Genomic DNA, 26,973 nt, shown 5'->3' with positions numbered 1-26,973 from the left:
GAAGCCTCCTTTCGCGGCAGTCGCGCCTCAGGCCACGGCCGCTTGGGGCGGCTCGGCCTCGGCCCCTTGCGCAACGCGCCCGGCGATCACGCCGGCCAGGTGGCGGGCGTCGTCGGCGATGCCCAGGAAACGCCCGGAACCCCAGGTGTGCAGCCACGGCAGGCCCAGGAAGTACAGGCCCGGTACCGGCGACACGCCGCGCTGGTACTTGGGATGGCCGCGCCCGTCGAAGGCCGGCAGCTCGATCCAGCGGTAGTCCGGGCGGAAGCCGATGGCCCACACGATGGTGGTGATGCCGGCCGCCGCGCAGTCCACGCTCAGCGGGTCGGCCTCCGGCGCCCACACCTTGCTGAAAGCCGGCTCTTCCGGCGCGTCGATGCCGTGGGCGGCGATGTATTTGTCGATATCGTTGCGGATGCTGACGTACACCTCGTCGGCGTCGTCCAGGTTGGCCGTCAGGTCGGGCAGGAACTCCAGCGTGCTCCCCTGGATGTTGGCCAGGCTGCCGTAGAGCCTGACCCCGTCCCGCGCGAACTTGCGCAAGTCGATCTCGTGGCCGCCGTCGCGTCCGGTCATGTAGTGGTTGGTCTTCTCGCGGGCCTTCTCGCCGAGGGGATGGCGATCGACGGTCAGCTCGTAGTAACCCATGTCCATCAGCCACTCGGTTGCCTCGCGGCCGCGATAGACCCGCGGCGAGCGCGGCGCCGGGCCGACGCAGAGGTGCACCTTGCGGCCGGCCAGGTGCAGGTCTTCCATGATCTGCACGCCGGACTGGCCGGAGCCCACCACCAGCACCTCGCCGGCCGGCAGGGATTCCGGGTTGCGGTAGTCCACCGAGTGCACCTGGTGGATGTGGGCCGGCAGGCTGGCCGCGTAAGCCGGCACGATGGGAATGTCGTAGCCGCCGGTGGCCACCACGATGTGGTCGGTGGTGAACTGGCCGGCGCTGGTGCCCACCTCCAGCCGCCCGGACTTGCCGCGCACCACGTGGTTGACCGCCACGCCCTCGACGATGGGCGGCGCGATCTTGCGGGCGAAGGCCTCCACGTAGTCGACGATCTGGTCCTTCAGCATGAAGCCCTGGGGGTCGTCGCCCGGGTAGGGGAAGTCCGGCAGGCGGCACTGCCAGTTCGGCGTGACCAGACAGAAGGTGTCCCAGCGGTCGTTGCGCCAGGAATGGGCGACCCGGTTCTTCTCGAAGACGATGTGGGCGATGCCGTGCTGCTGCAGGAAGTGGCTGGTGGACAGGCCGGCCTGGCCGCCGCCGACGATCACCACGGGGTAATCACGGCGCGACAGCAGCTGGGTGGATTGGGGAAACAGGGTGTTCATGACGGCTCCTTGGAAATTGGCTGGAATGCGGGGATGGATGCGAAAGGCGGGAACGGGCGGCGCCTCAGCGCGCGCCGGACTGGAAGGACTCGACCTGCACCGTGCCGTCGGTCCCCTCGAAGGGGCGGGCGGCGTCGCGGATGCGGCCGAGCTGGTCCATGGCGCTGGAGCAGAAGTAGCCGTACTTCTGCTGGACCCGCGCACTGGCCTCGCCGAGGGCCTGCTCGCAGCGCTGCACGAAGTCGGCCACCGGGTAGCTGCGGCCGGGCTGCAGGAAATCGCCGATCACCAACGACGGCGAGTAGCAACGCTCCTCGCGGCCGTCGGGCCAGCGGACGTGGAAGTACATTTCAGGCATGGTTGAACTCCTGGTCAGGTTGGGAAACGGCAAGCGGCAGGTCCGCCACGGCCCGGTAGGCCGGCAGGTGGGCGCGGGCGCAGGTCGGCCAGTCATGGCGGGCGGCCACCTGGAAGCCGCGGGCGACGATGCGCTCGCGGGTGCCGGGCATCAGCGCCCGGCACATGGCATTGGCGATGGAGTCCGGGTCGTCGGGATCGGCCCACAGGCAGTCCCCGTCGGCGAGGAAATCGGTGAAGGGGGCGATCTGCGACACCACTACCGGCGTGCCGCAGGCCATCGCCTCGACGATGGCCAGGCCGAAACCCTCGACGCGGGACGGAAAGACCAGCGCATCGGCGAGCCGGTACAGCGGCGCCATGTCGGCATCGGCCAGCACGCCGGCGAGGATCACCGGCGCCTCCTGCGGCAGCGGCCCGCCATCGTCCGGCAGCGCCGCCGCGGCGAGCCCTTCCCGCGCCAGCACGGCGTCGAAGTCGCGCCGGCAGGCACCGTGGTCGAGCAGGCTGGCGCCGCCGGCCACCACCAGCCGGGCATTGCCGAGGGTGGCCCGCAGGCGGGCGAAGGCGCGCAGCGTGGCGACGGTGTTCTTGCGCGCCTCGATGCCGCCGACGGCCAGGAAAACCGGCCCGGCACCGAGGCCCAGGCGCTGCCGCAGCTGGCGGTCGCGGGCCCCGGCGGCGGGGCCGAAGCGGCGCAGGTTGACGCCGTTGCCGACCACCTCCGCGGCACGCCCGCAGCGCTCCGCCAGCCGCGCCGCCCAGCTCGGGCTGACGCACAGCAGGCGCGCCGCGCCGGCGATGGAGCGGCGCTCGAGGAAGTCCAGGCGCGCGTCGCCGTAACTGTCTTCCAGATGATGGACGGTGCGCACGTAGCCCGGCAGCACGCCGCGCGCCTGCAGCTCGTACAACGCGTTGGCGCCGATGCCGTCGTGGGCGTGGAAGACGTCGAAATCGGCGTGGCCGGGCTGGGCAAACCATTCGGCGAAGGTCGCGATACGTCGCTCGACGCGTTCGCGCAGGTCGCCGCCGGCCAGCGTCTCGGGGATCAGGCACAGCTGCGCGGCGGTGCTGCGGAACAGGCGCGTGCCGGGCGCTGCCGGCGCGTGCAGGGTGACCCGGTGGCCGAGGGCCACCAGCGCGTCGGCCAGCTCCAGGCAATGCACGACGCCGCCGCGCGGGTTGGTGGAATGGGTCAGCAGCGCGATGCGCAGCGGGCGGTTGTCGCGGTTCATGGCCGGCCTCCTTGTGCCACGGCGCCGCGCTGCGGCCCGACGCCCATCAGCGGCTCGACGGCCAGGTCGCGGAACAGACCCTCGACGCCGCCCTGACCCAGCATCAAGCAGCTGCCGTCAGTCACTGTGCCGATGCCGGCGGCGGCGATGCCGCGGGCGTGGAAGCGGGCGCACAAGGCTTCCGCCTGCGCCGGCCGGCAGGCCAGCACGTAGCCGAAGCTCGGGAAGGAGCGCAGCCAGCGCGCCAGCGCCACGTCGGCCGGCCGCGGCACGGCGTCCAGGTCGATGCGGGCGCCGACCCCTGAGCACTCCATCAGCATCAGCACGGTGCCGGGCAGGCCGGCCTGGCTGATGTCCTTGGCGGCGTGGGCAAGGCCGGCCTCGGCGATCTCCGGCAGCAGCGCCAGGTCGCCGCGCAGGCGGGCGGGCTCGGCGGCGGTGGCCGCGTCCCAGTTGTCGAAGGGCTCCCGGTAGGCGCCGCGCAGGTCTACCGCCATCACCAGCGCGTCGCCGGGGCGGGCGGCGAAGCTGGTGAGCAGGCGCGTCGCCTCGCCGAGCACCGCCACCGCCAGCTGGGCGCGGTCGCAGCGGGTGTTGCTGTGGCCGCCGACCAGCGGCACACCGAAGGCCGCCGCCGCGTCGGACAGGCCGCGCATCAGGGCCTGGGCCTGTTCATGGCCGTCGCTCCACAGGGCGTCCACCACCGCCAGCGGACGGCCGCCCATCGCGGCGATGTCGCTGAGGTTGACCATCACGCCGCACCAGCCGGCGAACCACGGGTCGTGGGCGACGAACGCGTTGATGAAGCCTTCGATGGCGAACAACAGGTGGCCGTCGCCGCGGGGCAACGCGGCGCAGTCGTCGCCGAACCAGGCGCCGGCCTCCGGCAGGTGACGGCTGGCCAGCGCCGCCAGCACGCCGTCGATGTCGCGCTTGTGGGCGATGCCCGGGTAGCCGCGCAAGGTGTCGATGAGAGCCTGGAGTTCCATCACGCCCCCCGCTTCACGTCGACCCGCATGGCCGCGCCGGCCGCGAACGGCGGGTAGTGGGCCAGGTCGGCTTCCATCAGGTGGTGGGGACGGCCGTGCAGCGCGATCTCGCCGGTGCTGCGCCAGTGCAGGCGGCGAAACAGCGGCACGTTGGCGGCCTGCACCTGGGCCACGAAGCACGCGCAGCCGAGCGTGGCGGCGCTGCGCACGGCGAGCTGGATCAGCGCGCCGCCAAGGGCACCCACGCGCCGGTACTCGGCGGCGACGGCCAGCCGGGAGCCCTGCCAGACGTCCGGCGCGAGGCGGTGGATGCGCACAGTGCCGACCACCGGCGCCGGCCCGCCGCCATCCACGCACGGGCGGGCCACCAGCAGCAATGCGTCGGTGTCGATGGCATCCTCGTCGCTGCCGTCGAACAGGCCCTGCTCGGTGCAGAACACCGCCCGGCGCAGGGCCAGCGCCTCGGCGCGGGCGGCCGCATCGGCATGTTCGACGCGGTAGTGGCGTGGCAGACGCAGCCGCACCGCGATGGCAGGCAGCGGGGCGTTCATGGCCGGGCCTCGTAGCGGGACTGGGCCGAGCAGGCGCCGCATTTGCCGCAGCCGGCCTTCATCGCCGTGCCGCTGAGGCCACCGGCCTGCAGCAGCCCGGCCAGCGGGGCCAGCACGGCGTCCATGAAGGCGGCGTCGGGCGCCGGGTGGTCTTCCAGCGGCGTGCCGGAGATCGGCACGAAGGGCACCACGAAGGGGTAGACGCCGATGTCGATCAGCCGCGCGCAGGCCGCCAGGATGGTCTCGCGGCTGTCGCCGAGGCCGGCCAGGATGTAGGTGGACACCTGGCCGCGGCCGAAGACCTCGACCGCCGCGGCGAAGGCCTCGTCGTAGCGCTCCGGCGGGATCGCCGCCTTGCCGGGCATCAGGCGCTGGCGCAGGGCCGGGGTGAGCACTTCGAGGTGCATGCCGAGGCTGTCCACGCCGGCCTCGCGGACGCGGCGGAACCACGCGAAGTCGTCGGGCGGCTCGAACTGGGCCTGCAGCGGCAGATCCACCGCGGCGCGGATCGCCGTGGCGCTGTCGCACATCACGCGGGCGCCGCGATCGGGGGTCGGCGGCGTGCCGGTGGTCAGCACCATGTGGCGCACGCCGTCGAGCAGCACCGCCGCGCGGGCCACCTCGGCCAGCTGCCCGGGCGTCTTGTGGGCGATGGTGCGGCCGGCCGCCAGGGACTGCCCGATGCTGCAGAACTGGCAGGCCTTGGCGCGGCTCTGGTAGCGCGTGCAGGTCTGCAGCACGGTGGTGGCCAGCACGTCGGTGCTGTGCAGCGTGGCGATATGGCTGTAGGGCACGCCGTCCAGCGTCTGCAGGCGGTAGAAGCGTGGCGGGCGGGCGAAGGCGATGCGCGCCACGTGCTGCCCGTCGCGGCTGAGGGTGGCCGCGCCGGCGGCATCCGGGCGGGACGCCACGAAGGGCGAGTGCAGCGCCCGGCCGGTGTGGAGCGGCACCATCACCGGCTGGCCGTCGATGAGGATGGCCGCGTGGTCCGACGGGCCGGCGCCGCCGCGCCGGCTGTGCAGGCCACCGGCCGCGGCGTCGAGCCGGAAGCCGTGGCTCTGCAGCTCAGAGATCAGCTGTTGCGGGCGCAGCGCTGCCATGGACATGATCGACTCCTGCGGTTTCGGGGAAGGGGGAAAGCACGTCGCGCAGGCCCTGCAGCGGCGCCTTGGGCGCCAGGTCGGCCTGCAGGGACAGCAGCTCGGGGCGGGCGTAGTGGCCGACCGAGTCCATCATTCGCTTGCGCTTGGTGATGAGGGCCATGTCCAGGTCGGCGATCAGCATGCCCTCGCCTTCCCGCAGGGGTTCGCCCAGGTAGTTGCCCTCGGGCGTCACGATGGCGGTGTGGCAGCCGCCGCGCAGGGCTCGCTGCATGGCCGGGTCGGGGGTGATCGAAGCGACCTGCTCGTCGCTCAGCCAACCGGTGGCATTGACGACGAAGCAGCCGGACTCCAGCGCGTGGTGGCGGATCGTCACGGCGATCTGCTCGGCGAAGATGTTGCCGACCATCGAGCCGGGGAACTGGCTGGCGTGGATCTCCTCGTGCTGGGCCATCAGCGTGTAGCGGGCCAGCGGGTTGTAGTGCTCCCAGCAGGCCAGCGCGCCGATGCGTCCGATGCCGGTGTCCACCACCTTGAGGCCGCTGCCGTCGCCCTGCCCCCACACCATGCGCTCGTGGTAGGTCGGGGTGATCTTGCGGCGCTTGAGGATCAGGCTGCCGGTTTCGTCGAAGACCAGCTGGGTGTTGTAGAGGGAACCGTGGTCCCGCTCATTGACGCCGAGCACGACGACCGCCCCCGCCCGCCGGGCCGCCTCGCCGACGGCCTGGGTCACCGGACCCGGCACCGTGACGGCCCGCTCGTACAGCTTGAGGTGCTCGGCCCCCATCGCCACCGCCGGCTGGACGAAGGAGAAGTACGGGTAGTAGGGCACGAAGGTTTCCGGAAAGACCACCATCCGGGCGCCCTTCTCCCCCGCTTCCAGGATGGCGCGGCAGACCTTGTCCACCGTGCCGGTGGCGGACGTCAGGTCCGGGCTCATCTGCACCGCCGCCACGCGGACGATTCGTTCGGTCGTCATGCTCATCTCCTCGGCGTGGCGCTCAGAGCGTCCAGCTGTTGATGACGAAGGCGTTGTCGCGCTTGTGCAGGAGCTGGATGTCCATCACGTCGAGCGGGCTGATCGGGCGGATGCCGGGGATCAGCGAGGGCTCGCCGTGGCCGTACAAGGCCTGCAGCGCGAAGCGGCACGCGTAGACCTTGCCGCCCTCCTCGATGAACTTGGCGAGCTGCTTGTTGATCGCCAGGTGGCCCGGGAAGGCCTCGTCGCCAAGGCGCGGGAAGCCGCGCTGCAGGCCGAGGGTGACGCCCGGGCCGTAGAGGAGGATGGTGGTGTCGAAGCCCTTGCGCAGCAGGCGGGTGGCCTGCAGCAGGTTCACCAGGCCGATGGAGCCTTCGAAAGCGACGGTGTGGAAGGTGACGAGGGCTTTCTGGCCGGGTTCGGCCTTCACGTCCTCGAAAACCTTCTCTTCGTAGTCGACGAAGAAATCACCGGCGGTATGGGAGGGCAGGGTCACAGCGGGCATGTCAGATTCCTCATGGTTGGGATTTGAGATGCGCACCGCCGGGGTGTCATGGACGTCTGGGCCGATGTCTGCCGCCGGTGGTGCGCAGCATCAATTCAGCAACAGGCGTGCCATCAATTTACTTTTATTGTATGCATACAATAAAAGTACGAATAATCATTTTCTTGGGTTTCGAGGGTGACCGCGGGGCGCCGCCCGGCAGCAGAAAAAGGCTGGTGGATCAACGCACTTGGCCAGTGCATCGGCGACGCCGCGCGCACCCGCGGCGTGCATGCATTGAATGCATACAATCTTCAATCGCGTGGATTTTGTCCGCGTCCAGCGGCCTGCAGGAAGCGGAGACGGCGTGGAGAAGAGTTATCTGGACGGACAGCGGATGGTCCGCCCCGCCGGGACGCTGGCGCGTCCGCGGCAGGCAAGGGGATTCAGACGATGGAGGAGTAGATCGCCGGCGGGTGGGACAGGGCGGCACCGACCAGCTCCATGGCGTGCTGCACGTCGTCGCGGCTGGCCGTGCCGCCGAGGCAGATGCGGACCGCCTCCACCGCCGCGCCGCCGACCAGGAAGGCGTCGCTGGTCACCACGCCGATGCCGCTGTTACGCAGGTGGGTCGCAAAGCTGACCCGGCTCCAGCCTTCCGGCAGCGGCAGCCACAGGTGGAAGCCGTCGGGCGAGGCCTGGAAGGCAGTCGGGCCGAGGGCCGCCGCGGCCAGCTGCTGGCGCACCCGCGACTCCTCACGGATGAAGCGGACCAGTTGCTCGGCGGTGCCATCGAGCACCCATTCGGTGGCGATGGCCGTCGAGATCGGCGGCGTCATCACCGACACCGCGCGCAGGATGCCGCTGACCCGCGGCAGCTGGCGGGCGTCCGGCAGCGCCAGGTAGGCCACCCGCAGGCCGGCGCCGACGGTCTTGGACAGGCCGCAGACGTGGTAGGTGAGCTCCGGCAGCAGGGTCTTGAAGCTCGGTGGCGGCGCCTCCGGCAGCAGGCCGTAGGGATCGTCCTCGATCACCGCCACATGGTGGCGCGCGGCGATCTCGGCGATCGCCTCGCGGCGCCCGGCGGACATCGTGGTGGTGGTCGGGTTGTGGATCGTCGGGTTGATGTACAGGGCCGCCGGCTGGTTGTCGCGGCAGCAGCGCTCGAAGGCGTCGGGCAGGATGCCGTCCGCGTCGGACGGCAGACCGAGCAGGCTGACGCCGTGGATCGCCGCCAGCGCGCGGATGCCCGGATAGGTGATGTTGTCGCAGCACACGCGGCCGCCGCCGCTGCCGACCAGGGTGCTCAGCAGCGCGTTGAGCACGCTGTGGGTGCCCGGACACACCAGCACCTTGTCGATGCTCGTCGCGATGCCGCGCCGCGCCAGCCAATGCACAGCGGCCTCCCGGTCCTCGGGGCTGCCGCCGAAGGGCTGGTAGCGCAGCAGGGAGTTGATGTCGCCGCACAGCCCGCGCAGGCCGGTCTCCATGCGGGCCAGCAGCTCGGGTTGGTCGGGCTCCGGCGGCAGGTTCATCGACATGTCGATCAGGCGCGCCCGGGCCGCGCTGTGGCGGACCCGCGGGCAGGCCTCCGGCCGCACGAAAGTGCCCTGCCCGACCCGCGCGCCGAGCAGGCCACGGCGCTGCGCCTCGGCGTAGGCCCGGCTGATGGTCGTGAAGTTGAGGCCCAGCACATGGGCCAGCTGGCGCTGCGGCGGCAGCTGGGTGTCCGGTGCCAGGCGTCCGTCGCGGATGTCGCCGGCAATGGCGTCGGCGATGGCGATGTAGGCGGGCTTGGCCGGGTCGAGGGCGAGGGGCGTCCACGCCAGGGTTCTGGGTGCCATGGAATCAATTCAGGTAGGCAAGGCGGAGATTGTATGCATTCAATCCGGCACCCGCCAGCCGGCTGCTTGCCTGTGGGGGCGAATGAATTCGCCCCAACGGGAACCCCGGAGTCAGCGCGCTTCCAGCCAGCGCAGCAGCACCGCGTAGAACGCCGCCGGCTCGACCGGCTTGGCGACGAAATCGTTCATGCCGGCGGCGAGGCAGTGCCGGCGGTCCTCGGCGAAGGCGTTGGCAGTCATCGCCAGCACCGGCAGCTTGGCCTTGCCCGGCAGCAGGCGGATACGGCGGGTCGCTTCGAGGCCATCCATCACCGGCATCTGCATGTCCATCAGGACCAGATCGAAGTCCTCGACGGTGATCCGCGCCACCGCTTCCGCGCCATCGCCGACGGTGGTCGTCTGCAGACCGCATTCGTCGAGGAAGAAGCGCGCCACTTCCTGGTTGAGGGGCTCGTCCTCCACCAGCAGAATGCGCGCGCCGGCATGATCGCGGCGCAGGATGGTGTCGGCCGGCAGGCTGTCGGCGGCGGACCGGGCCGGGTCCCGCGCAGCCGGGGGCTGGGCCCGGCGGAAACGCGCGCTGAGCCAGAAAGTGCTGCCGACCCCCGGCGTGCTGCTGACACCGGCCTCTCCGCCCATCAGGCGGGCCAGACGGCGGGTGATCGCCAGGCCCAGGCCGGTGCCGCCGTAGCGGCGGGTCGTCGAGTCGTCGGCCTGTTCGAAGGCCATGAACAGGCGCGGCAGCGCCTCGGCGGAAATGCCGATGCCGGTGTCCACCACGTCGAAGCGCAGCAGCAGGCCTTCGATGCCCTCCTCCACGACCCTCACGCGCAAGGTGATACCGCCCTGTTCGGTGAATTTCACCGCGTTGCCGAGGTAGTTGAGCAGGGCCTGGCTCAGGCGCACCGCGTCGCCGTTGAGCCAGCCCAGCCCGGCCGGCACATCGAAGGCCAGTTCGAGGCCCTTCTCCCGCAGGCGCTCACCGAGCATCGAGCGCAGCCGCGCCAGGATTGCGTCGAACTCGAAATCGGCGCGCTCCAGGACCAGCTTGTCGGCCTCGATCTTGGAGATGTCCAGGATGTCGTTGATGACCCCCAGCAAGTGGTCGGCAGAGCCGAGGATCTTGTCCAGCATGCCGGCCTGCGCGGCATCCATGCCGGTACGGCGCAGCGCGTGGGAGAGGCCGATGATGGCATTCATCGGGGTGCGGATCTCGTGGCTCATGTTGGCGAGGAACACGCTCTTGGCGCGGGTCGCGCCCTCCGCCTCGTCGGCGCGGCGGGCCAGTTCCTCGTTCAATGCCTCGATCTCGCGCTCCTTCTCCTTGGCCGCGGTGATGTCCGAGGCCAGCGCGAAGAAGCCGCGCACGACCCCCTCCTCGTAGTCGGGGATGTATTGCACCTGCGTCCACCGCCGCACGCCGCGTACGTCCACCAGCGGGCGCTCGAAGGCGCGCCCTTCCCCACGCAGCACGGCGTCCAGGTGGGGACGGGTCATCTCGAAGGCTTCGGCGCCGATCACCTGCCGGAGGTGCAGCCCCTTCACCTCCGGCGGACGGAGCCCGAACATGGCCTCGAAGGCGTGGTTGGCGAACTCGTTGCGCAGATCCCGATTCCAGTAGGCGATCAATGCCGGCACGTTGTCGAGCACCCCGTGCAGCAGGGCCTCGCTCTTGCGCAGCGCCAGCTCCAGCGCCTTGCGCTGGCGGTTGTCGAAGACCGTGGTGCGGGACGCCACGAAGTGCCCCACCCTGTCGCAGATCGCTGTCGAATTGACCAGCACCGCCATCGTGCCGCCGTCCTTGCCGCGCAGCTCCAATTCCAGGTCCTGCACACAACCGTCCCGCAGGAACTGCGCGAAAGATTCGTCGAAGCGCTGGGCCAGCTCGGTGGTGAGGACGTCGGTCAGGCGCAGCTTGCCGACCACCTCCTCGCGCCGGTAGCCCAGCCACTCCAGCTCGGTGTCGTTGATGCGCAGGAAGACGCCGTTGCGGTCCACCGAGTGGTAGCCGCAGGGCGCCCGGTTGTAGAGATCCTCCACTTCCACCGAACGCTGGCTCAGCGCGGCATTGGCGCTCCGCAGTTCGGCGGTGCGCACCGACACCTCCCGTTCCAGGCGATCCCGCTCCTTGCTGATGAAGTCCTTCTGCCCGGCGACCTGTGCCTGCATCACATTGAAGTTGCGCAGCAGCAGGCGGATTTCGCGGCTGCCTTCCTCTTCCAGGTGCAGGGCCGGCAGATCGCCGGCGACGGACTCGCCGATCCGCTGCGTCGCCCGTTCGAGGGGCGCCAGCGCCCGGCGCAGGCCGAACCAGATCAGCAGCCCGGACAGCAATACAGCCAGCACCGCACCGCCATAGATGCGGGCGATCGCCGCCTGCAGCGGCCCGAAGGCTTCGGCGGTCGGCAGGTAGGACACTACCAGCCACTGCCCCTCCATCACCGGCGCCGCGGCACTGATCAGGTCCACCCCTTTCGAGTCCACCGTCCGCCCGGGCCCGAGGTAACCCTCCAGGCGGCGGTCGAGCAGCGGGTTGACGCCGGCCGCCGGCAGCGGGCGCAGGACCCGGCTCGGGTCCGTGCTGGCCGCGAAGATGCGCTGCTCGAGGGCATACACGTGAAAACCGCCGGTCTGCCCGTTGCGAGCCTCCTCGCTGAGGTGGAAATGGCTGCCCTTCTCGATCAGTTCGGCTCCGCACACGGCGCCGAGCAGGCGGCCGTTGCGGTCGATGATCGGCACCGCGACCAGCAGCACCGGCTGCCGCGCGAAACGTCCGAACCACGCGCGGATCACCGGCTTGCGGCGCTCCATCAGGCTGCCGAAATACGCCGCATCCCGGTACTGGCTGCCCACATGGCCGCGCACCGGGCTCTCCGCGATGCGCACCCCGTCATGCCAGATCACGTACACATCGCGGGTGAACAGGCGGTTGGCCATCGGCTGGGTCAGCAGGTAGTCCTGCACCGCGCGGGGAGAGGGGTCCGGCAGGGCGGCGACGTGTTCGGCCATCACGTTGAGCGTGTCGAGGCGGAAGCGCAGCTCCGCGTCCAGCGTGCGCGCCAGGAAGCTCGCCGCGGTGGCCTGCTCATGGCCGATCAGGGCTTCGAAGTCCTCACGCAGACCGCTGGTCACATGCCAGGCCAGCGCACCGATCCCAGCCGTGAAGACCAGCACCGACAACAAGGCGGCCTTGATCTTCAGCGGCAGGACCGCAAACGCCTCCTTCCAGACGCCAACTCGCAGATACATCGACACGTCGCGTCACTCCTGGGCCACTGCCGCCGCGCTCCTGCACCCCGGACAGGTGGAGCGGGAAAAGGGTGGAAGCGGCCAATCCCACATCCAATGTGCAGGAAGACTCGCCCAGCCGTGCGGCCAACGCTATGCGGCACGTCACAAACGGGCGGGCAGCAACATTTTTTTGCCAGCGCTCCCTGCTGCAGCGACAATTCCAGCGTAGGCCATGCCGCACGGAATGGGCCTTTCCATCCACCTTCGATCGTCACGTCACGTCACGTCATGGATCTGCAAAACCAATTTCGAGATGACGAACTGGAAAAGATCGTCGATGAGGCCGCCTTGTACATGTGCGCCTGCCCCGGTCAGGTGGCGGCGGAACTCTTCCACCTGCGCGACCTGATCCGCTACCAGCGCCGCTGCCTCGAGAGCAGCGACACGGCGCCGATCGTCCATCGCACCATCGCCGACGCCGCCGTCCAGGCACACCAGTTGATGGAGGACTGCCTCCGCCAGGTGCTGGAACTGGAAGGCTGGGACCGGGAGACCCTGTCGATGCCCGCAGGCCTGCGCGAGCGCCGCGACGCGCTGATCGCCCGCGACGACTGACGCCGCCCCAAAAGGAAAACGGAGGGACCGCCCCGGGGCTCAAACCCCGGCGACGCTCCCTCCGCCCGCAAGTCGGAAAGCGGCGGCTCAGCAGCCCGCCGTCACACCCACCTTGGTCGGCGGCGCTTCGACCGGCACCTCGCCGATGCCGCGCAGGAAGGCCTGGTGCATGTTCTGCAGGGCCGGCTCGTTGGCGCCGAAGGTGCTGTAACGCAGCATGCCGGCGTTGAGGTTCTTCATCACGTTGGTGGACACCCAGTAGTCCTCCTCGTCCACCACTTTGCAGATGAACTCGAAGTGCTCCTGCGGCGTGTTGCCGTCCCAGCCCTTGTCGCCGCCCTGGCGCACATAGCTGCGGTAGATGGTGCGGTGCTCGCCGGGCTTGTCGCCCGGGTAGAGCTTGAAGAACTCCACCGACACCGGCGACACCAGCAACGAGGTGTTGGGGTAGATGAAGTGCACCAGCTGGAAGTCGTTGAAGATGTCCAGCGTCCATTCGGACTCGGGGATCTCTTTCAGGCGCTTGATGCTCTCGTTGGGGAAGGCCAGGCGGTGGTTGCGCCCTTCGGGACCGAAGGTGTCGAAGGCCGAGGTATTGCCGATGGAGATGCCGCCAAGGGTGTTCTTGTGCAGGGCCAGGAAGTGGTAGCCCTCGCAGAAGGTGTCCAGCGCCAGCTTCCAGTTGGTCTGCAGCTTCCACTCGTGCTGGGCGACGTAGCCGAGGGAGCCCAGGTCCCACATCTCGAAGACCGGTGCCATGTCGCCGAGGATCTCGTCCACCGAGACCTTCACGTCCGGGTGCATGCCGGCGAAGATCATCCCGTACTTTTCCTCGACCGGCAGGCGCACCAGGTCGTACAGGGATTTCTCGATGCTGCCGAAGCTCTTTTCCTCCCACACCGCGCGCAGCTTGCCTTTCAGGTCGAAGCCCCAGTTGTGGTAGGGGCAGGCCAGCGAGGCAGTCTTGCCGCAGCCGTCCTTCAGGCGCGCGGCGCGGTGGGTACAGGCGTTGAGGAAGGCATTGACCTTGCCTTCGTTGTCGCGGGTCAGCAGCACCGGCACGCCGAGGTCGTCGAAGGTGTAGTAGCTGCCTTTCTCCGGCAGGTCGCTGGAGAAGCACACGAACTGCGGCTCGTCCTTGAAGATGGTGGCCTTTTCCCGCTCGAACAGGGCCGGGTCGGTATACACCGACGACGGCTGGCGGTAGGCACCGGCGGCGCTGTCGGTGGTGCCGGCATCGACGAGGGCCAGCATGCGCTTGATGAGATCCTTGTAAACCTGAACGTTGTCCATTGTCTCGCTCCTTATGATCAGGACTGTTTGTTTTTTATGTAGGCCGCAGTATCGTCCGTTCGGCCGTCGCCCACAACTACCGGATCAGGTAGTGGCCGGAGCGCCGGGCAGGCCGTCGAAGTAGCGACCGGCCAGATTGCCGCCATCCACCACCATCTCGGCGCCGCACACGTAGGAGGCTTCCTCGCCGAGCAGGAACAGCGCCATGCGGGCGATCTCGATGGGCCGGCCGATGCGCGGCACCGGCTGGCTGCGGTAGGCCTTGTCGAGGGCGTCGGTGTCGCCGTCGAACATGCTGCCCATGCTGGTGTCGATGCCGCCCGGATGGATCGAATTGACCCGCACGCCGCGCTGGCCCAGCTCCAGCGCCGCCACCCGGCTGAGGCCGCGCAAGCCCCACTTGCTGGCGCAGTAGGCGCCCATCGAGTTCCAGGCCGTCATGCCGCCGATCGACGAGATGTTGACGATGCGCCCGTAGCCGCGGGCCGCCATCGCCGGCCCCACGTGCTTGATGCCGAGGAAGGGCCCCACCAGGTTCACGTCCACCACCCGGCGGAAGTCCGCCAGGCCGGTCTTGGCCAGGGTTTCCGAGAAGTTGATGCCGGCGTTGTTGACCAGCCCGTCGATGCTGCCCCAGCACTCCAGCACGTCGCTGACGACGCGCTGCCAGTCGGCCTCCTCCGTCACATCGAGATGCTGGAACAGCGCGCCGTCGCCAAGTTCATCGGCCAGCGCCGCGCCATCGGCATCGAGGATGTCGGCAATCACCACGCTGGCCCCTTCGGCGTGGAACAGGCGCGCCATCGTCGCGCCCATGCCGCGTGCCGCGCCGGTCACCAGCACTACCCGTCCGGCCAGGCGCTTCATGCTGCCACCCCGCTTGCCGCCTGCTCTGCCAACGCGGAGCGGGCCGCCTCGGCGCCGGCCAGGCGGCCGAACACCACCGCATTGCCGATCGACAGGCCGCCGCCCCCGTAGCGCGCCCCGTGGAAACAGCCCAGCACCTCGCCCGCCGCGTAGAGACCGGGGATCGGCTGCTGGTGCGCGTCGAGCACGCGGGCCTGGCGGTCGATGTCGAGGCCGGCGGCGGTCAGGCCGATGATCGCGGCGCGGATCTCCACCGCGTAGAACGGCCCCCGGCGGATCGGGAAGTAGGCCGGCGCCTTCTTGAAGAACTGGAAATCACCACCGGCATCGCAGTCGGCGTTGTAGCGGGCCACGGTCTGCGCCAGCGCGGCGCCGTCGATGCCGACCTGGCCGGCCAGCGCCGCCAGGCTGCCGGCCACCTTGACGCGGCCCGCCGCGACCTGGGCGCGCAGGGTCGGCTCCTCCCAGGTCGGGATGCTGATGCCGGCGTTGTAGGGGTCGAGGTACTTGGTGTTGGTGCTGGCTTCCACCAGCGCCTGTTCGTCGAAGATCGCCCAGGCCTTGCGCTCGGTCTGCGCATTGAGCAGGTAGCCACACACGCTGTACGGCGACAGCTCGGACATGAAGCGCCGACCCTCCTTGTTCACCGCGATGATCCACGGCGGCAGGAAGGCCTCCAGCGACTTGCTGAAACCCGAGGTGGGCAGCACCAGGCCGGTGTCGTGGCCGACCACGCCGGCGCCGAGCTTCTCGGCCAGCGTGATGCCGTCGCCGAGCACATAGGGCACGTCCTTGTGCACCGCCCAGGTCCAGCCCTCGTGGCAGGCCGACGGGTACAGGCGCCTGAGCATTTCCGGGTTGTTGCCGAAGCCGCCGCTGGTGATCACCACCGTCGGGGCGCGCAGCTCGGCGCCGGCGGCACGAATGCCGACAACCCGGCCGTCCTCGAAGAGGATCTCTTCCACACGGCTGCCGAGGGCCGTATCGATGCCCTTCGCCCCGGCCGCGTTGATCAGCGCATCGGCAATGCCGGAACCCGCCCCCTGGCTGGAATGGCCGCGGGCCACGGTGTCCACGCCCGATTTGACCAGCCACTCCTTGGGAAACTCGCTGCCCAGCTCGATCAGCCATTCCAGCGCGGCGCCACAGTGGTCCGCGTAGTAGCGGATCAGGTCCGGGCGCAGCTGCCACTGGTTGAGGGTCATCAGGTAGTCGTAGAGGTCGTCGGGCGTGTCGTCCATGATGCCGGCGGCCCGCTGCACGCTGGTGCCGCAGGCGTAGAACACCCCGCCCGACTGCGCGGTGGCACCGCCGAGGCGACCGTCGGCCTCGACGATCATGCAGCGGGCGCCCTCTTTATGAGCCATCAGCGCGGCGGCCAGGCCGGCACCACCCCCGCCGACAATGATCACGTCGTAATCCCATTCCATTTCGTGTGTCCCTTTTCAGATTTCAGGCAATGCGGACCAGTTGCTTGCCGAGGCTGCGCCCGGCCAGCAAGTCGAGGAGCGCCTGCGGGGCGTTTTCCAGCCCGTCGGCGATGGTTTCGCGGTAATGGAGGCGCCCCGCCGCGACGTGGCCGGACAGCGCGTCGATGGCCACCGGCCAGCGTGCCGGGTGGTCGCCGACGATGAAGCCCTGCAGCTTGACGCGATTGACGATCAGCGGCAGCAGGCGGCGCAGCCCGGTCGGGCTGGGGTTGTCCACTTCCGAGATGGCGCCGCACAGGGCCACCCGCGCAAACGGCTTGAGGCGGCCGATCAACGCGTCGAGCACCGGCCCGCCGACGTTGTCGAAGATGCAGTCGATACCCTGCGGCAGCGCCGCCTTGAGCTGCTGGCGGAAGTCCTCGGCGCGGTAGTCGAGGCAGGCGTGAAAGCCCAGGTCCTCCACCACGTGGCGGCACTTGTCGGGCCCGCCGGCCACGCCGACCACGCGGCAGCCGGCGATGCGCGCCAGCTGGCCGGCCACACCGCCGACACCGCCCGACGCGGCGGTGACCACCACCGTCTCGCCGGCCTGCGGCGCGCACAGGTCCATCAGTCCGACCCACGCGGTGACGCCGGGCATGCCGGCCACGCCGAGACCGGCCGACAGCGGCACGCGGCTGGTGTCCACATGGCGCAATGCGTGGCCCGGCAGCGTGCCGTAGCGCTGCCAGCCGAGGGGGCCGGCCACCGCGTCGCCGACCGCGAAACCGGCATGGCGCGACGCGACGACGAGACCGGCGGTATCGCCGACCATCACGTCGCCCAGCGCCACGGGCTCGGCATAGGTGCGAATGTCCATCATGCGGCCACGCATGTAGGGGTCGATGGACAGCCACTGGTTGCGTACCAGCACCTCGCCATCGGCGGGCTCCGGCAACGGCCCTGTTTCGACGCGGAAGTTGGCGGTGGAAGGCTTGCCGTCGGGCCGGCTGGCGAGGACGACTTTCAGGTTGGTTTCGGCCATCGCTCAGCCCCCCGCCCGATCGGCCAGGATCAGCCTGGACGCCTGCCAGCCCAGCGCCATCGCCGGCCCGTTGGTGTTGCCGGAGATCGGCGCCGGCATCACCGAACAGTCCGCCGCGCGCAGGCCCTGCACGCCGCGCACGCGCAGGCGTTCATCGACGACGGAAGCGGCATCGCGGCCCATCCGGCAGGTGGCGACGGCGTGGGTGCCGCACAGGGAGGCGCGGCGGAACAGGTCGAGGATCTGCTCGTCGGTCTCACAGGCGACGCCGGGGCCGAGTTCCTCGCCGACATAGCCGGCCAGCGCCGGCTGGCGCATGTAGCGGCGCATGTAGCGGAACATGTCGATGGCGGCGCGGCAGTCCTCGTCGGTGCTCAGCCAGTTGGGCTTGATGTCCATCGCGGCATTCGGGTCGGCGGCGGTGATGGCCATTTCACCTTCGCTGCTCAGGCGCACCAGCTGGCCGTAGGCGGTGATGCCCGGCTGATCCTCGACGCCGTCCGGCACCGGGAAGTTGTCGTCGCTGCGCGGATAGGTGAAGGCCGACAGGTAGAGCTGGGCGTCCGGCGTCTTCACCGCCGGCGAAGTGCGCACGAAGGCGCCCACCTCGAAGGGCCCGGTGGCCATCGGACCGCTGCGCAGCAGGTAGTACTCCAGCACGCTGCGCACCAGGCCGAGGCCGCGGAAACGGTAGTTGAGGCCCTTGTCGTTCTTCAGGCGGAAGGGCAGCAGGAAGCCCAGGTGCTCGCGCATGCGGCGGCCCACGTCAGGCGCATCCACCAGCACCGGCACGCCGGCCTTGTTCAGCACCGCGCCGGGGCCGATGCCGGACAGCTGCAGGATCTTCGGCGTCAGCATCGCGCCGCCGGACAGGATCACCTCGCCGCGGCAGCGGTAGCTGACCGCCTCGCCGTTGCGCCGGCCGGCCACGCCGACCGCCCGCGTGCCGTCGAACAGCACCCGGTCCACGTGCACGCCGGTCATCACCTTCAGGTTGGGCCGCCGCCGGGCTGGCTCCAGGAAGGCCTTGGCCGAACTCCAGCGCCGTCCCTTGTGGATGGTGTGGGCGTAATAGCCGACGCCTTCCTGGTCCTCCCGGTTGAGGTCTTCCTTGCGCTGCAGACCCATCTCCTGGCCGGCGCGGATCATCGCCTCACTGACCGGGTAGCGGAACTTGCCGGCGCTGACGTGCAGCGGTCCGCCCACGCCACGCAGCTCGTCGGCGCCGAGGTCGTGGTTCTCGATGGTGCGGAAGACTTCCTTCATCGCCGCCCAGTTCCAGTCGGCGCCGGCGGCCTCGCCCCAGGCCGCGTAGTCCTCCGGCTGGCCGCGCACGTAGATCATGCCGTTGATGGCGCTGGAGCCGCCGAGGCCCTTGCCGCGCACCCACATCTCGCCAGCCGGCTGGCCCGGCAGGCGCGGCTGCTGGACCGGAAAGTGCCAGGCATGGGCCGGCATCGCGACCAGCTTGGCGAAGCCCTTGGGCATGTTCACCAGCGGCGTCGCGTTGTGATCGCCGGCCTCCAGCAGCAGCACGCGGCTGCGCCCGTCCTCCGACAAGCGGTTGGCCAGCACGCAGCCGGCCGAACCGGCGCCGACGACGATGTAGTCGTAGTGTTCCATGAATGCCGTTCTCCTCCAGCCTCGCGCGGCGTCACCGGTCCGGCTGCGTCTTCATTTTTACAAACAAACAATTTTGTTTGTTTAAGCCTACTCCGCTTCGGCGGAAAAACCAAGGGGCGGCCGGAGACAAATTCTCTGTTCAGCGCCTCACGCTGTGGCGTTGTAGGGGCGAATTCATTCGCCCTTCGCACGTGGATCGACCACTGCGGGCGAATGAATTCGCCCCTACGGTGTCTTCCGGCGTGGGCCCGCGTCTCCCCGAGCTGGGGTTGGGCCTGTGGGGGAGCCTCACTCGGGCAGCGTCACCTTGCGGCGCAGTACCACCGGCTTGCCGCCGGCACTCTTCTTGACCAGCCAGTGGGCCAGCGCGGAATCCAGGTAGTCGGCGTGGCCCGGGAACCAGCGCGCCAGCTCGGTGGCGAACTCACGGCCGATGGCGATGTTGCCGGCGGCCACCAGCGGCTCGACCTCGCGGGCCGAATCCAGCACCGCGTTGTGATCGTCCACATGGCAATCGGTGGCCGGGAAGTCGCTCGCCTCCATCCACGCCTTCTCGTCGGCGAAGTGCTTCTCGGCATGCGCGATGAAGGCGCGCACGTTGGCGGCCAGTTCGTCGTCGGCACAGGTGAGCATGGCATTCACCACGTCCACGAACTCCCGGTGGGTGTCGTCCATCGGCGTGTAGCCGAGCAGGTAATTGTCGGTCCACGGCAGGCCGTTCGTTTCTTCGCTCATTGCTGTCTCCTAGTGATCTTGTGTTGTGCTTTACCGCATCAGTATCCCAGAGCGGCCAGCTCCTTGGCCAGATAGGCCTTCTGCCCGTCCCCCGACCAGTCCGTCGCGTCGAAAAGGGAATGGATGGCGATACCCAGCACCTGCACCAGCAGGCGCCGCGCAGCGGTATCCACCTCGTCCGGCACGATGCGGGTGCGCCCGGCGGCGACCCGCGCCTCCAGCACGCGCTGCAGGATCGCGCGGGCGTTCTCGGCCTGGGCGCGCTGCTCGGCGGCGAAATCCGCATCCACCAGGGCCATCTGCCAGAACGCGAAATAGACCTTCCATTCCCCGAGTTGGGCCGGATCCAGCGGCAGTAGCGCCTCGATGCTGCCCTGCAGGTCGGCCGGGTCACGCGCCAGCACTTCGTCCACCCGGCGCTGGGCGTCCAACGCCGATGAGCGGTAGGTGTACAGCAGCAGCTCGCGCTTGCTGGCGAAGTAGTGGGTGACGATGGTGGTGCTGAATCCAGCCTCGGCGGCGATCTGGCGCATCGTCACCGCATCCAGCCCGACGCGGGAAATGATGTCGGTGGCGATGCGGGCGATCTGCCGGCGGCGGCTTTCGTGGTCGACGGGTGCAGGCATGTGTTGACTCTTCAATCAGGCTTGGTCTAGTTTACAACACGTGTTGTAAATAAAAAAAGGCGCGGCGCAACAAAGCTCCGGACAAACCGGACAGGCACCGCGCTGGAGACTCGGCAGGCCCCGGACAAGGCCCGCCCCAAGACGAAAATCCAAAGGAGAACCTGATGAGCAGCTCTATCCCCAAGCAGCCGACCCGTCGCGACCTGCTGAAGCGCGGCGCCATCGCCGCCGGCAGCCTGGCCACCCTCGGCCTCGGCCCCAGCGCCGCCGAAGCGGCCAAGGCTTCCTCCCAGAAGTGGGACCATGAAACCGACGTGGTCTGCGTCGGCTCCGGCGCCGCCGCCTGTGCGGCCGCCGTCACCACGGTCGGCCAGGGCGCCAAGGTGATCCTGGTCGAAAAAATGCCGCTGCCCGGCGGTACCACCGGCAAGTCCGGCGGCGTCACCTGGATTCCCAACAACCCCTTCCTGCGCGCCCGCGGCATCCACGACGAGAAGGGCGACTGCCTGCGCTACCTGGCCCGCTACGCCTTCCCCCGCGAATACACGCCGCACAGCCCGACCCTCGGCCTCGACCCGCACGACTATCGCCTGCTGGAGACCTTCTACGACAAGGGCTCGCAGATGATCGAGCACCTGGGCAAGCTGGATGCGGTGCATTTCCGTGAATTCAAGATGTGGTTCGTGGACAAGTACGCCCCGGATTATGCCGACCACCTGCCGGAGAACAAGGTTTCCCGCGGCCGCGCCCTCGAACCGGCGGCTGGCGCCGGCTCCAGCGTCGGCGGCGGCAGCCTGGCCAGCCAGATGGAAAAGTGGCTGGCCGCCCGCAAGATGCCGATCCTCCTCGAACACCGGGTCACCCGCGTCGTGAAGGACGGCGAGCGCGTGGTCGGCATCGAGGCCGTGCACGGCGACAAGCTGGTGCGCATCAAGGCCCGCCGCGGCGTGGTGTTCGGCACCGGCGGCTTCGCCCACAACACCGAGCTGGTCGGCCTGCACCAGCCCGGCCTCTACGGCGCCTGCGCGATGCCCGGCTCGACCGGCGACTTTATCTCCATCGCCGGCGCCGCCGGCGCCCGCATGGGCAGCCTCAACACCGCCTGGCGCACCCAGGTCGTGCTGGAGGAAGCCCTGCAGAACCGCGCCATCGGCATGGGCGCCTTCGTGCTGCCGGGCGACTCGATGATCCTGGTCAACAAGTACGGCCGGCGCATCGTCAACGAGAAGATCAACTACAACGACCGCACCCAGGTGCACTTTATCTTCGACCCGGTGAAGAAGGAGTACCCCAACCAGTTCCAGTTCATGATCTTCGACGGGCGCAGCCTGGACGCCTTCGGCGGCGCCTTCCCGATCCCCGCCGACCGCCGCGCCTCGCCGCACCTGATCGAGGGCGCCAGCCTTGCCGAGCTGTCCGCCAACATCGCCGCGCGCCTAGACAAGCTGCAGGACAAGACCGGCGGCTTCAAGCTGGAGGCGGACTTCGCCAGCCAGCTCGCCGACACCGTCGGCCGCTTCAACGGCTACGCCCAAACCGGCAAGGATCTGGAATTCGAGCGCGGCGTGCACGACTACGACAAGGACTGGCAGGCCCTGTTCTCGCCGGTGCGCAAAGGCAGCAGCCAGCCCGCCAACCCGATGCCCAACGTGACGATGCACCCGTTCACCGAGCAGGGCCCGTACTACGCTTTCATCCTCGCCCCGGGTGCCCTCGACACCAACGGCGGGCCGATGATCAACGAGCACGCCCAGGTGCTCGACACCAACGGCAAGCCGATCCCCGGCCTCTACGGCGCCGGCAACTGCATCGCCAGCCCGGCCCGCGGCGCCTACTACGGCGCCGGCGGCACCATCGGCATGGCGCTCACCTTCGGCTACATCGCCGGCCTGCACGCCACCGGAGTGGCAGCCTGATGCGCCCCGCCAGCCTCGCGGCCCTCGCGGTCGCGGCGCTGGCCGCCCTGGCATCCGCCGGTGCCGGGGCCGCCGCGCCCGCCGTCAGCGCCTCTGTCAGTTTCGCCCGCGACGTCGCCCCCGTGCTGCGCGCCAACTGCGCCACCTGCCACCTCACCGGCCAGGAAGCCGGCCAGATGAAGCTCCACCCGGGCGGCGCCTACGCCTCCCTGGTCAAGGTCGCCTCGGTGGAAAGCCCGCTGCAGCGGGTCGCCCCCGGCGCGCCGGACAAGAGCTACCTGATGCACAAGCTGGACGGCACCCACCTGGACGCCGGCGGCAGCGGCGAGCGCATGCCCTTCGGCCAGCCGCCCCTCGACGACGCCACCCGCGAACTGCTGCGCCGCTGGATCGCCGCCGGCGCGCCCAACAACTGACGCGGCGCTCTTCCCGAGGCTCCCGCGTTTCCAACCCTGTGACCAAGGAGACAGCCATGGTCCGCAACACCGCAGCCCGCTTCCGCGAAGGCCTCGCCACCAGCCCGTCCCTCGCCGCGGCCGGGCGCCTGCTGGCCGAGTACTCCACGGCACTGGGCTGGGAACGCGCCGCCTTCCAGGCCGACATGGAGCAGACCCGCCTGCCGCTTGCCGAGGACGGCCGCTTCGTCGCCGTGGACATGGGCTGGTCGCCCGACACCCTGAAGCACTGGCAGGACGACCGCCTGGCCCTGCACTGCCCGGTCAGCCGGCGCTGCGGGCGCAGCATGGACGCCTTCCTGTGGGACGCCGACCCGGACAGCGAGACCTGGCACGGCGAAGCCCTCGACGCCGCGCAGCGCGACACGCTGGCGGCCTACCGGGACTGCGCCGACGGCGCGGTGACGGTGCCGGTACATCGCCCCGGCGGCAAGACCGGCTACGTGTCCTGGTTCGGCCACGATCCGGCCGCACTGCGCCGCCGCCACCGGGACACCTGGCGCGAGACCTGGCTGATCTCCCACGCCTTCATCGCCCGGGCGGATGTCCTCGAAAGCGCCGCCCGCAAGCGCGACGCCCAGGCCGCCGCCGACACCCTGTCGCCGCGGGAGCTGGAATGCCTGTCGTGGGTGGCCCGCGGCAAGACCGACGAAGACATCGGGCTGATCCTCGGCCGCTCCCGGGAGACGGTGCATTTCCACCTCGGCAAGGCCATGAAGAAGCTGGACGCCAGCAACCGCAGCCACGCGGTGGCCATCGCCTGCACCCTCGGCCTGATCCGCCTGTTCTGAGCCCCCCATGGCCCGCCGCACGACAGCGCTCGCCCCCGATCCCGCCGCGCAGGGAAAGCGGCCGGAAGGCATACAAAAAACCAACTGAATTGTTTGTTATAGGAGTAGTATTTCCCGCGAGACAAGTCACAGGATCGGTCGGAACGCCGCAGCGCAACCCGACCCGCAATCGCAGACGCCACCGCCGCACAGACGGCGGGGCGTCCCCCGACAGACGAGACCTTGACCATTCATATCAATGAGGGCTGGCCCAGGGCCGGCACCGAAGGAGGACGACATGAGCATCCAGCAACGCATCGAAGAGGCAAAGGAAAGCGGCAAGTTCCTGCGCGGTGACCCGATCACCGGCGACCGCTACTACTCGAAGGAATTCGCGCAGAAGGAATGGGACGGCGTTTTCGCCCGCACCTGGCAGATCGGCGGCATGGCGGCCCAGCTGGCCAAGCCCGGCTCGACCATGACCCAGAACATCGGCGCGGAATCCATCCTGATGACCAGCGACGAGGACGGCACGATCCGCGCGTTCTACAACGTCTGCCCGCACCGCGGCAACCGCCTGGTTGCCGACGACGGCAAGTGCGGCGTCAAACGCATGGTGTGCGCCTACCACAGCTGGACTTTCAGCCTGGACGGCGTGGTGCGCCACGTGCGCGACGCCGAGGACTACCCGCAGGGCAACCCGATCGGCAAGATGAAGCTGAAGGAGATCCGCTGCGAATCCCTCGGCGGCCTGGTGTGGTTCAACATGGACCCGAACGCCCCGTCGCTGCGCGACTACCTGGGTGTCGTCGCCGACCAGCTGGAGGCCTACCAGACCGCCAACTGGACGCGGGTGAACTGGATGACCGGCCTGGTGGAGTGCAACTGGAAGATCATCCACGACAACTTCAACGAGGCCTACCACATCCTCAGCCTGCACCGCGAGCTGGGCACCTTCATCGACGACGCCTACCAGAACACCGAGTTCGAGCTGTACAAGAACGGCCACAACGTGATGAAGATGAAGGGCCACCTGCCCTCCGCCAATTCCCGCGTGAATGTGGTGCAGGCGCCGCTGGACGCCATCCTGCGCGAATGGGACCTGGACCCGGCGGCCTTCGAAGGCCGCGTGCGCGACACCCGCGTGGCGCTGCAGCAGCAGAAGCGTGCCCTCGGCCCCGCGCGCGGCCACAAGCACTATGAAGGCGTGTCCGACGCCCAGCTGACCGACTACCACCACTTCACGATCTTCCCTAACACCACGCTGACCATGGCCAGCGACTTCTTCCAGGTCCTGCGGCCGCTGCCGCACCCCAGCGATCCGGAGAAGTGCCTGTTCGACCACTGGGTCATGATGCCGCCGGTGGAAGGCCGCGACGAGGTGGACACCCCGACCGGCAAGCGCAAGTACGAACCGGCCCCCCACGAGACCTTCCTGCACGGCGAGGCCTCCATCGGCTTCGTCGCCGACCAGGACCTGAGCGTCGCCGTCGCCCAGCAGCTCGGCCTGCACTCCCGCGGCTACCAGGACGCCTACCTGTCCGGCCAGGAAGACCGCGTGCGCCGCCTGCACGAAGTGATCAACGACTACATCGCAGGCCGCCGCTGAGCGGTCCGGCCTGCTCCCCTTGGGGGCAGGCCAGGCAGGGCACCCCCAACCCGCAAACCACTCCAACGGAAACCGCCATGCAAAAAGAATTCGACAACAAGGTCGTCCTCATCACCGGTGCCGGCTCCGGCATCGGCCGCGCCGCCGCCCTGGCCTTCGCCCGCGAGGGCGCCCGCATCGCGGTGGCCGACATCACCGAGGCCGGCGGCAAGGAAACCGTCGCCCAGATCGAGGCCGCTGGCGGCACCGCCCGCTTCTTCCGCCTCGACGTCACCAAGTCGTCCGAAGTCGAGAGCCTGGTGCGCCAGATCGTCGAGACCTGGGGCCGCCTCGACATCACCCTCAACAACGCCGGCGTGGACAACGACATGGCGCCGATCACCGAGACCTCCGAAGCGGACTTCGACCGGGTCATCGCGGTGAACCTGAAGGGCGTCTGGCTGTGCATGAAGTACGCCATCGCGCAGATGGAAAAGCAGGGCGGCGGCGTGGTCATCAACACCGCCTCGGCCCTCAGCATCACCGTGGTGCCCGGCGCCTCCCCCTACAACGCCAGCAAGCATGCGGTGGCCGGCCTGACCAAGACGGTGGCGGTGGAGGTCGGCGGCAAGAACATCCGCGTCAATGCGATCTGCCCCGGCGTGATCCGCACCCCGCTGCTGGAAAACCACCCCAACCTGCCGGAGCTGGAGAAGAGCCTGCTGCCGCTGCACCCCATCGGCCGCCTCGGCCAGGTGGACGAGGTCGCCAACGCAGTGCTGTGGCTGGCCTCCGACAAGGCTTCCTTCGTCCACGGCGCGCTGCTCACCGTGGATGGCGGCTGGACCGCGATGTAAGCGCCGCCGGCCCGACAGGACGCCCGCCATGCCGCACACCCTCAACCGCCAGATCACCCTCGCCCGCCGCCCGGACGGCATCCCCGAGGCGGACGACTTTGCCTGGCGCAAGGTCCCGGTCCCCGAGCCCGCCGACGGCGAGGTGGTGATCCAGAACCTCTATCTGTCCCTCGACGCGGCGATCCGCAGCTGGATGAAGCCGGACTGCACCTACTTCCCGCCAATCCCCATCGGCGCACCGGTGCGCAGCACGGCCCTCGGCCGCGTCGTCAAGAGCCGCAACCCGGCCCACCAGGAAGACGACTACGTGGTCGCCTACGCCTGCAGCGGGTGGCAGGACTACTCGGTGATCGGCGCCGACGGCATCCTCCACACGGTCCAGCCGAGTCCCGACTTTCCGCTGCACTACCACCTGAGCATCTTCAGCGCGATGGGCCTGACGCCTTACTTCGGCATGCTCGACATCGGCCAGCCCAAGCCCGGCGAGACCGCGCTGATCAGCGCCGCCGCCGGCGCCGTCGGCTCGATCGCCGGGCAGATCGCCAGGATCAAGGGCTGCCGCGTGGTCGGCATCGCCGGCAGCGACGAGAAGTGCCGCATACTGGTGGACGAGCTCGGTTTCGACGCCGCCTTCAACTACAAGGGCAAGAACACCGAGCAGCTGTCCCGCGACATCGCCGAGCTGTGCCCCAAGGGCGTGGACATCTTCTTCGACAACGTCGGCGGCGAGATCCTCGACGCGGCGCTGCTCAACCTGGCCATGTTCGCGCGCATCGCGTTCTGTGGCGCCATCGGCGACTACACCAAGAGCGGCCCGATCCCCGGCCCCTACAACTACTGGCAGATCCTGGCCCGCTGCGCCACCGTGCGCGGCTTCCTGACGCTCTACTACCAGGACCAGTTCCCTGCCGCCATCGCCGAGATGAAGGGCTGGGTGGACAGCGGCCAGCTGAAGTTCAGCGAGGACATCTCGGTCGGCCTCGACAGCACCATTCCGGCCTTCGCCAAGCTGTTCACCGGCGCCAACACCGGCAAGCTGCTGGTCAAGCTGACCGACGACGACCTGTAAGCG

At 69.3% G+C, this 26,973-nt stretch carries 24 protein-coding genes; 7 read left to right on the top strand and 17 right to left on the bottom strand.

What is annotated here, in order from left to right; genetic code table 11:
- Positions 1-27 precede the first annotated feature (27 nt).
- The 10 genes from B4920_RS13480 to B4920_RS13435 all read right to left on the bottom strand — a co-directional run bounded on the left by B4920_RS13480 (position 28) and on the right by B4920_RS13435 (position 12,120).
- Positions 28-1,332, bottom strand: coding sequence for an MSMEG_0569 family flavin-dependent oxidoreductase (locus B4920_RS13480; protein ID WP_079435208.1), 1,305 nt, complete (start codon positions 1,330-1,332; stop codon positions 28-30).
- Positions 1,333-1,396: 64 nt separating this feature from the next.
- Positions 1,397-1,690 carry an MSMEG_0570 family nitrogen starvation response protein gene (locus B4920_RS13475; RefSeq protein ID WP_079435207.1) on the bottom strand — a complete coding sequence of 98 codons (294 nt, stop codon included), beginning with the start codon at positions 1,688-1,690 and terminating at the stop codon, positions 1,397-1,399.
- Positions 1,683-2,924, bottom strand: coding sequence for an MSMEG_0565 family glycosyltransferase (locus B4920_RS13470; protein WP_079435206.1), 1,242 nt, complete (start codon positions 2,922-2,924; stop codon positions 1,683-1,685). The genes B4920_RS13475 and B4920_RS13470 overlap by 8 nt, the downstream gene beginning before the upstream one ends.
- On the bottom strand, positions 2,921-3,913 hold the full coding sequence (locus B4920_RS13465; protein WP_079435205.1) for a sll0787 family AIR synthase-like protein: 993 nt from the start codon (positions 3,911-3,913) through the stop codon (positions 2,921-2,923). The genes B4920_RS13470 and B4920_RS13465 overlap by 4 nt, the downstream gene beginning before the upstream one ends.
- The gene (locus B4920_RS13460; RefSeq protein ID WP_079435204.1) at positions 3,913-4,464 is read right to left on the bottom strand and encodes an MSMEG_0567/Sll0786 family nitrogen starvation N-acetyltransferase; all 552 of its coding nucleotides are present in this window, start codon (positions 4,462-4,464) and stop codon (positions 3,913-3,915) included. The genes B4920_RS13465 and B4920_RS13460 overlap by 1 nt, the downstream gene beginning before the upstream one ends.
- Positions 4,461-5,570 (bottom strand): MSMEG_0568 family radical SAM protein, encoded by a 1,110-nt coding sequence (locus tag B4920_RS13455; protein WP_079435203.1) that lies wholly within the window; start codon positions 5,568-5,570, stop codon positions 4,461-4,463. The genes B4920_RS13460 and B4920_RS13455 overlap by 4 nt, the downstream gene beginning before the upstream one ends.
- On the bottom strand, positions 5,530-6,543 hold the full coding sequence (locus B4920_RS13450; RefSeq protein ID WP_079435253.1) for a Nit6803 family nitrilase: 1,014 nt from the start codon (positions 6,541-6,543) through the stop codon (positions 5,530-5,532). The genes B4920_RS13455 and B4920_RS13450 overlap by 41 nt, the downstream gene beginning before the upstream one ends.
- A 22-nt stretch (positions 6,544-6,565) precedes the next feature.
- Positions 6,566-7,048, bottom strand: a complete 483-nt coding sequence (locus B4920_RS13445) for an MSMEG_0572/Sll0783 family nitrogen starvation response protein (RefSeq protein WP_079435202.1) — start codon at positions 7,046-7,048, stop codon at positions 6,566-6,568.
- 425 nt (positions 7,049-7,473) lie between these two features.
- The gene (locus tag B4920_RS13440; protein WP_079435201.1) at positions 7,474-8,871 is read right to left on the bottom strand and encodes a PLP-dependent aminotransferase family protein; all 1,398 of its coding nucleotides are present in this window, start codon (positions 8,869-8,871) and stop codon (positions 7,474-7,476) included.
- A gap of 111 nt (positions 8,872-8,982) precedes the next feature.
- A complete protein-coding gene (locus B4920_RS13435; protein WP_079435200.1) occupies positions 8,983-12,120 on the bottom strand; it encodes a response regulator in 3,138 nt (1,045 codons plus the stop codon).
- Positions 12,121-12,390: 270 nt separating this feature from the next.
- Here B4920_RS13435 and B4920_RS13430 point away from each other — a divergent pair, with 270 nt between their 5' ends.
- On the top strand, positions 12,391-12,717 hold the full coding sequence (locus B4920_RS13430; RefSeq protein ID WP_088179459.1) for a hypothetical protein: 327 nt from the start codon (positions 12,391-12,393) through the stop codon (positions 12,715-12,717).
- An 87-nt stretch (positions 12,718-12,804) separates the two neighbouring features.
- On the opposite strand, the gene B4920_RS13425 is transcribed toward B4920_RS13430, so the two are convergent.
- The 7 genes from B4920_RS13425 to B4920_RS13395 form a co-directional block, all read right to left on the bottom strand.
- Positions 12,805-14,010, bottom strand: coding sequence for an SRPBCC family protein (locus tag B4920_RS13425; RefSeq protein WP_079435199.1), 1,206 nt, complete (start codon positions 14,008-14,010; stop codon positions 12,805-12,807).
- A gap of 84 nt (positions 14,011-14,094) precedes the next feature.
- Positions 14,095-14,877 carry an SDR family NAD(P)-dependent oxidoreductase gene (locus B4920_RS13420; RefSeq protein ID WP_079435198.1) on the bottom strand — a complete coding sequence of 261 codons (783 nt, stop codon included), beginning with the start codon at positions 14,875-14,877 and terminating at the stop codon, positions 14,095-14,097.
- Positions 14,874-16,307 carry an FAD-dependent oxidoreductase gene (locus tag B4920_RS13415; RefSeq protein ID WP_079435197.1) on the bottom strand — a complete coding sequence of 478 codons (1,434 nt, stop codon included), beginning with the start codon at positions 16,305-16,307 and terminating at the stop codon, positions 14,874-14,876. Before B4920_RS13415 ends, B4920_RS13420 begins: the two co-directional genes overlap by 4 nt.
- 22 nt (positions 16,308-16,329) lie before the next feature.
- Positions 16,330-17,331: an NADP-dependent oxidoreductase gene (locus tag B4920_RS13410; protein ID WP_079435196.1), complete on the bottom strand. Its 1,002-nt coding sequence runs from the start codon at positions 17,329-17,331 to the stop codon at positions 16,330-16,332.
- Between the two features lie 3 nt (positions 17,332-17,334).
- The gene (locus B4920_RS13405) at positions 17,335-18,954 is read right to left on the bottom strand and encodes a GMC family oxidoreductase (protein ID WP_079435195.1); all 1,620 of its coding nucleotides are present in this window, start codon (positions 18,952-18,954) and stop codon (positions 17,335-17,337) included.
- Between the two features lie 288 nt (positions 18,955-19,242).
- On the bottom strand, positions 19,243-19,689 hold the full coding sequence (locus B4920_RS13400) for a bacteriohemerythrin (protein ID WP_079435194.1): 447 nt from the start codon (positions 19,687-19,689) through the stop codon (positions 19,243-19,245).
- A gap of 38 nt (positions 19,690-19,727) precedes the next feature.
- Positions 19,728-20,315, bottom strand: coding sequence for a TetR/AcrR family transcriptional regulator (locus B4920_RS13395; RefSeq protein ID WP_079435193.1), 588 nt, complete (start codon positions 20,313-20,315; stop codon positions 19,728-19,730).
- A gap of 164 nt (positions 20,316-20,479) precedes the next feature.
- On the opposite strand from B4920_RS13395, the gene B4920_RS13390 reads away from it, so the two are divergent.
- The 6 genes from B4920_RS13390 to B4920_RS13360 all read left to right on the top strand — a co-directional run bounded on the left by B4920_RS13390 (position 20,480) and on the right by B4920_RS13360 (position 26,970).
- Entirely contained in the window at positions 20,480-22,231 is a 1,752-nt protein-coding gene (locus B4920_RS13390) for an FAD-dependent oxidoreductase (RefSeq protein WP_079435192.1), read from the top strand.
- The gene (locus B4920_RS28420; RefSeq protein WP_088179458.1) at positions 22,231-22,647 is read left to right on the top strand and encodes a hypothetical protein; all 417 of its coding nucleotides are present in this window, start codon (positions 22,231-22,233) and stop codon (positions 22,645-22,647) included. The genes B4920_RS13390 and B4920_RS28420 overlap by 1 nt, the downstream gene beginning before the upstream one ends.
- A 56-nt stretch (positions 22,648-22,703) precedes the next feature.
- Entirely contained in the window at positions 22,704-23,477 is a 774-nt protein-coding gene (locus B4920_RS13375) for a LuxR family transcriptional regulator (protein WP_079435189.1), read from the top strand.
- Between the two features lie 277 nt (positions 23,478-23,754).
- The gene (locus B4920_RS13370) at positions 23,755-25,065 is read left to right on the top strand and encodes an SRPBCC family protein (protein WP_161493303.1); all 1,311 of its coding nucleotides are present in this window, start codon (positions 23,755-23,757) and stop codon (positions 25,063-25,065) included.
- Between the two features lie 77 nt (positions 25,066-25,142).
- Positions 25,143-25,901 carry an SDR family NAD(P)-dependent oxidoreductase gene (locus tag B4920_RS13365; protein ID WP_079435187.1) on the top strand — a complete coding sequence of 253 codons (759 nt, stop codon included), beginning with the start codon at positions 25,143-25,145 and terminating at the stop codon, positions 25,899-25,901.
- Between the two features lie 28 nt (positions 25,902-25,929).
- A complete protein-coding gene (locus B4920_RS13360) occupies positions 25,930-26,970 on the top strand; it encodes an NADP-dependent oxidoreductase (RefSeq protein ID WP_079435186.1) in 1,041 nt (346 codons plus the stop codon).
- Positions 26,971-26,973 lie beyond the last annotated feature (3 nt).

It is taken from the genome of Zoogloea sp. LCSB751 (genome assembly GCF_002028455.1).
Classification (GTDB): Bacteria; Pseudomonadota; Gammaproteobacteria; order Burkholderiales; family Rhodocyclaceae; genus Zoogloea.
The sequence above is the reverse complement of the archived record's forward strand: the minus strand, read 5'-3'. Positions and strand labels throughout refer to the sequence as shown.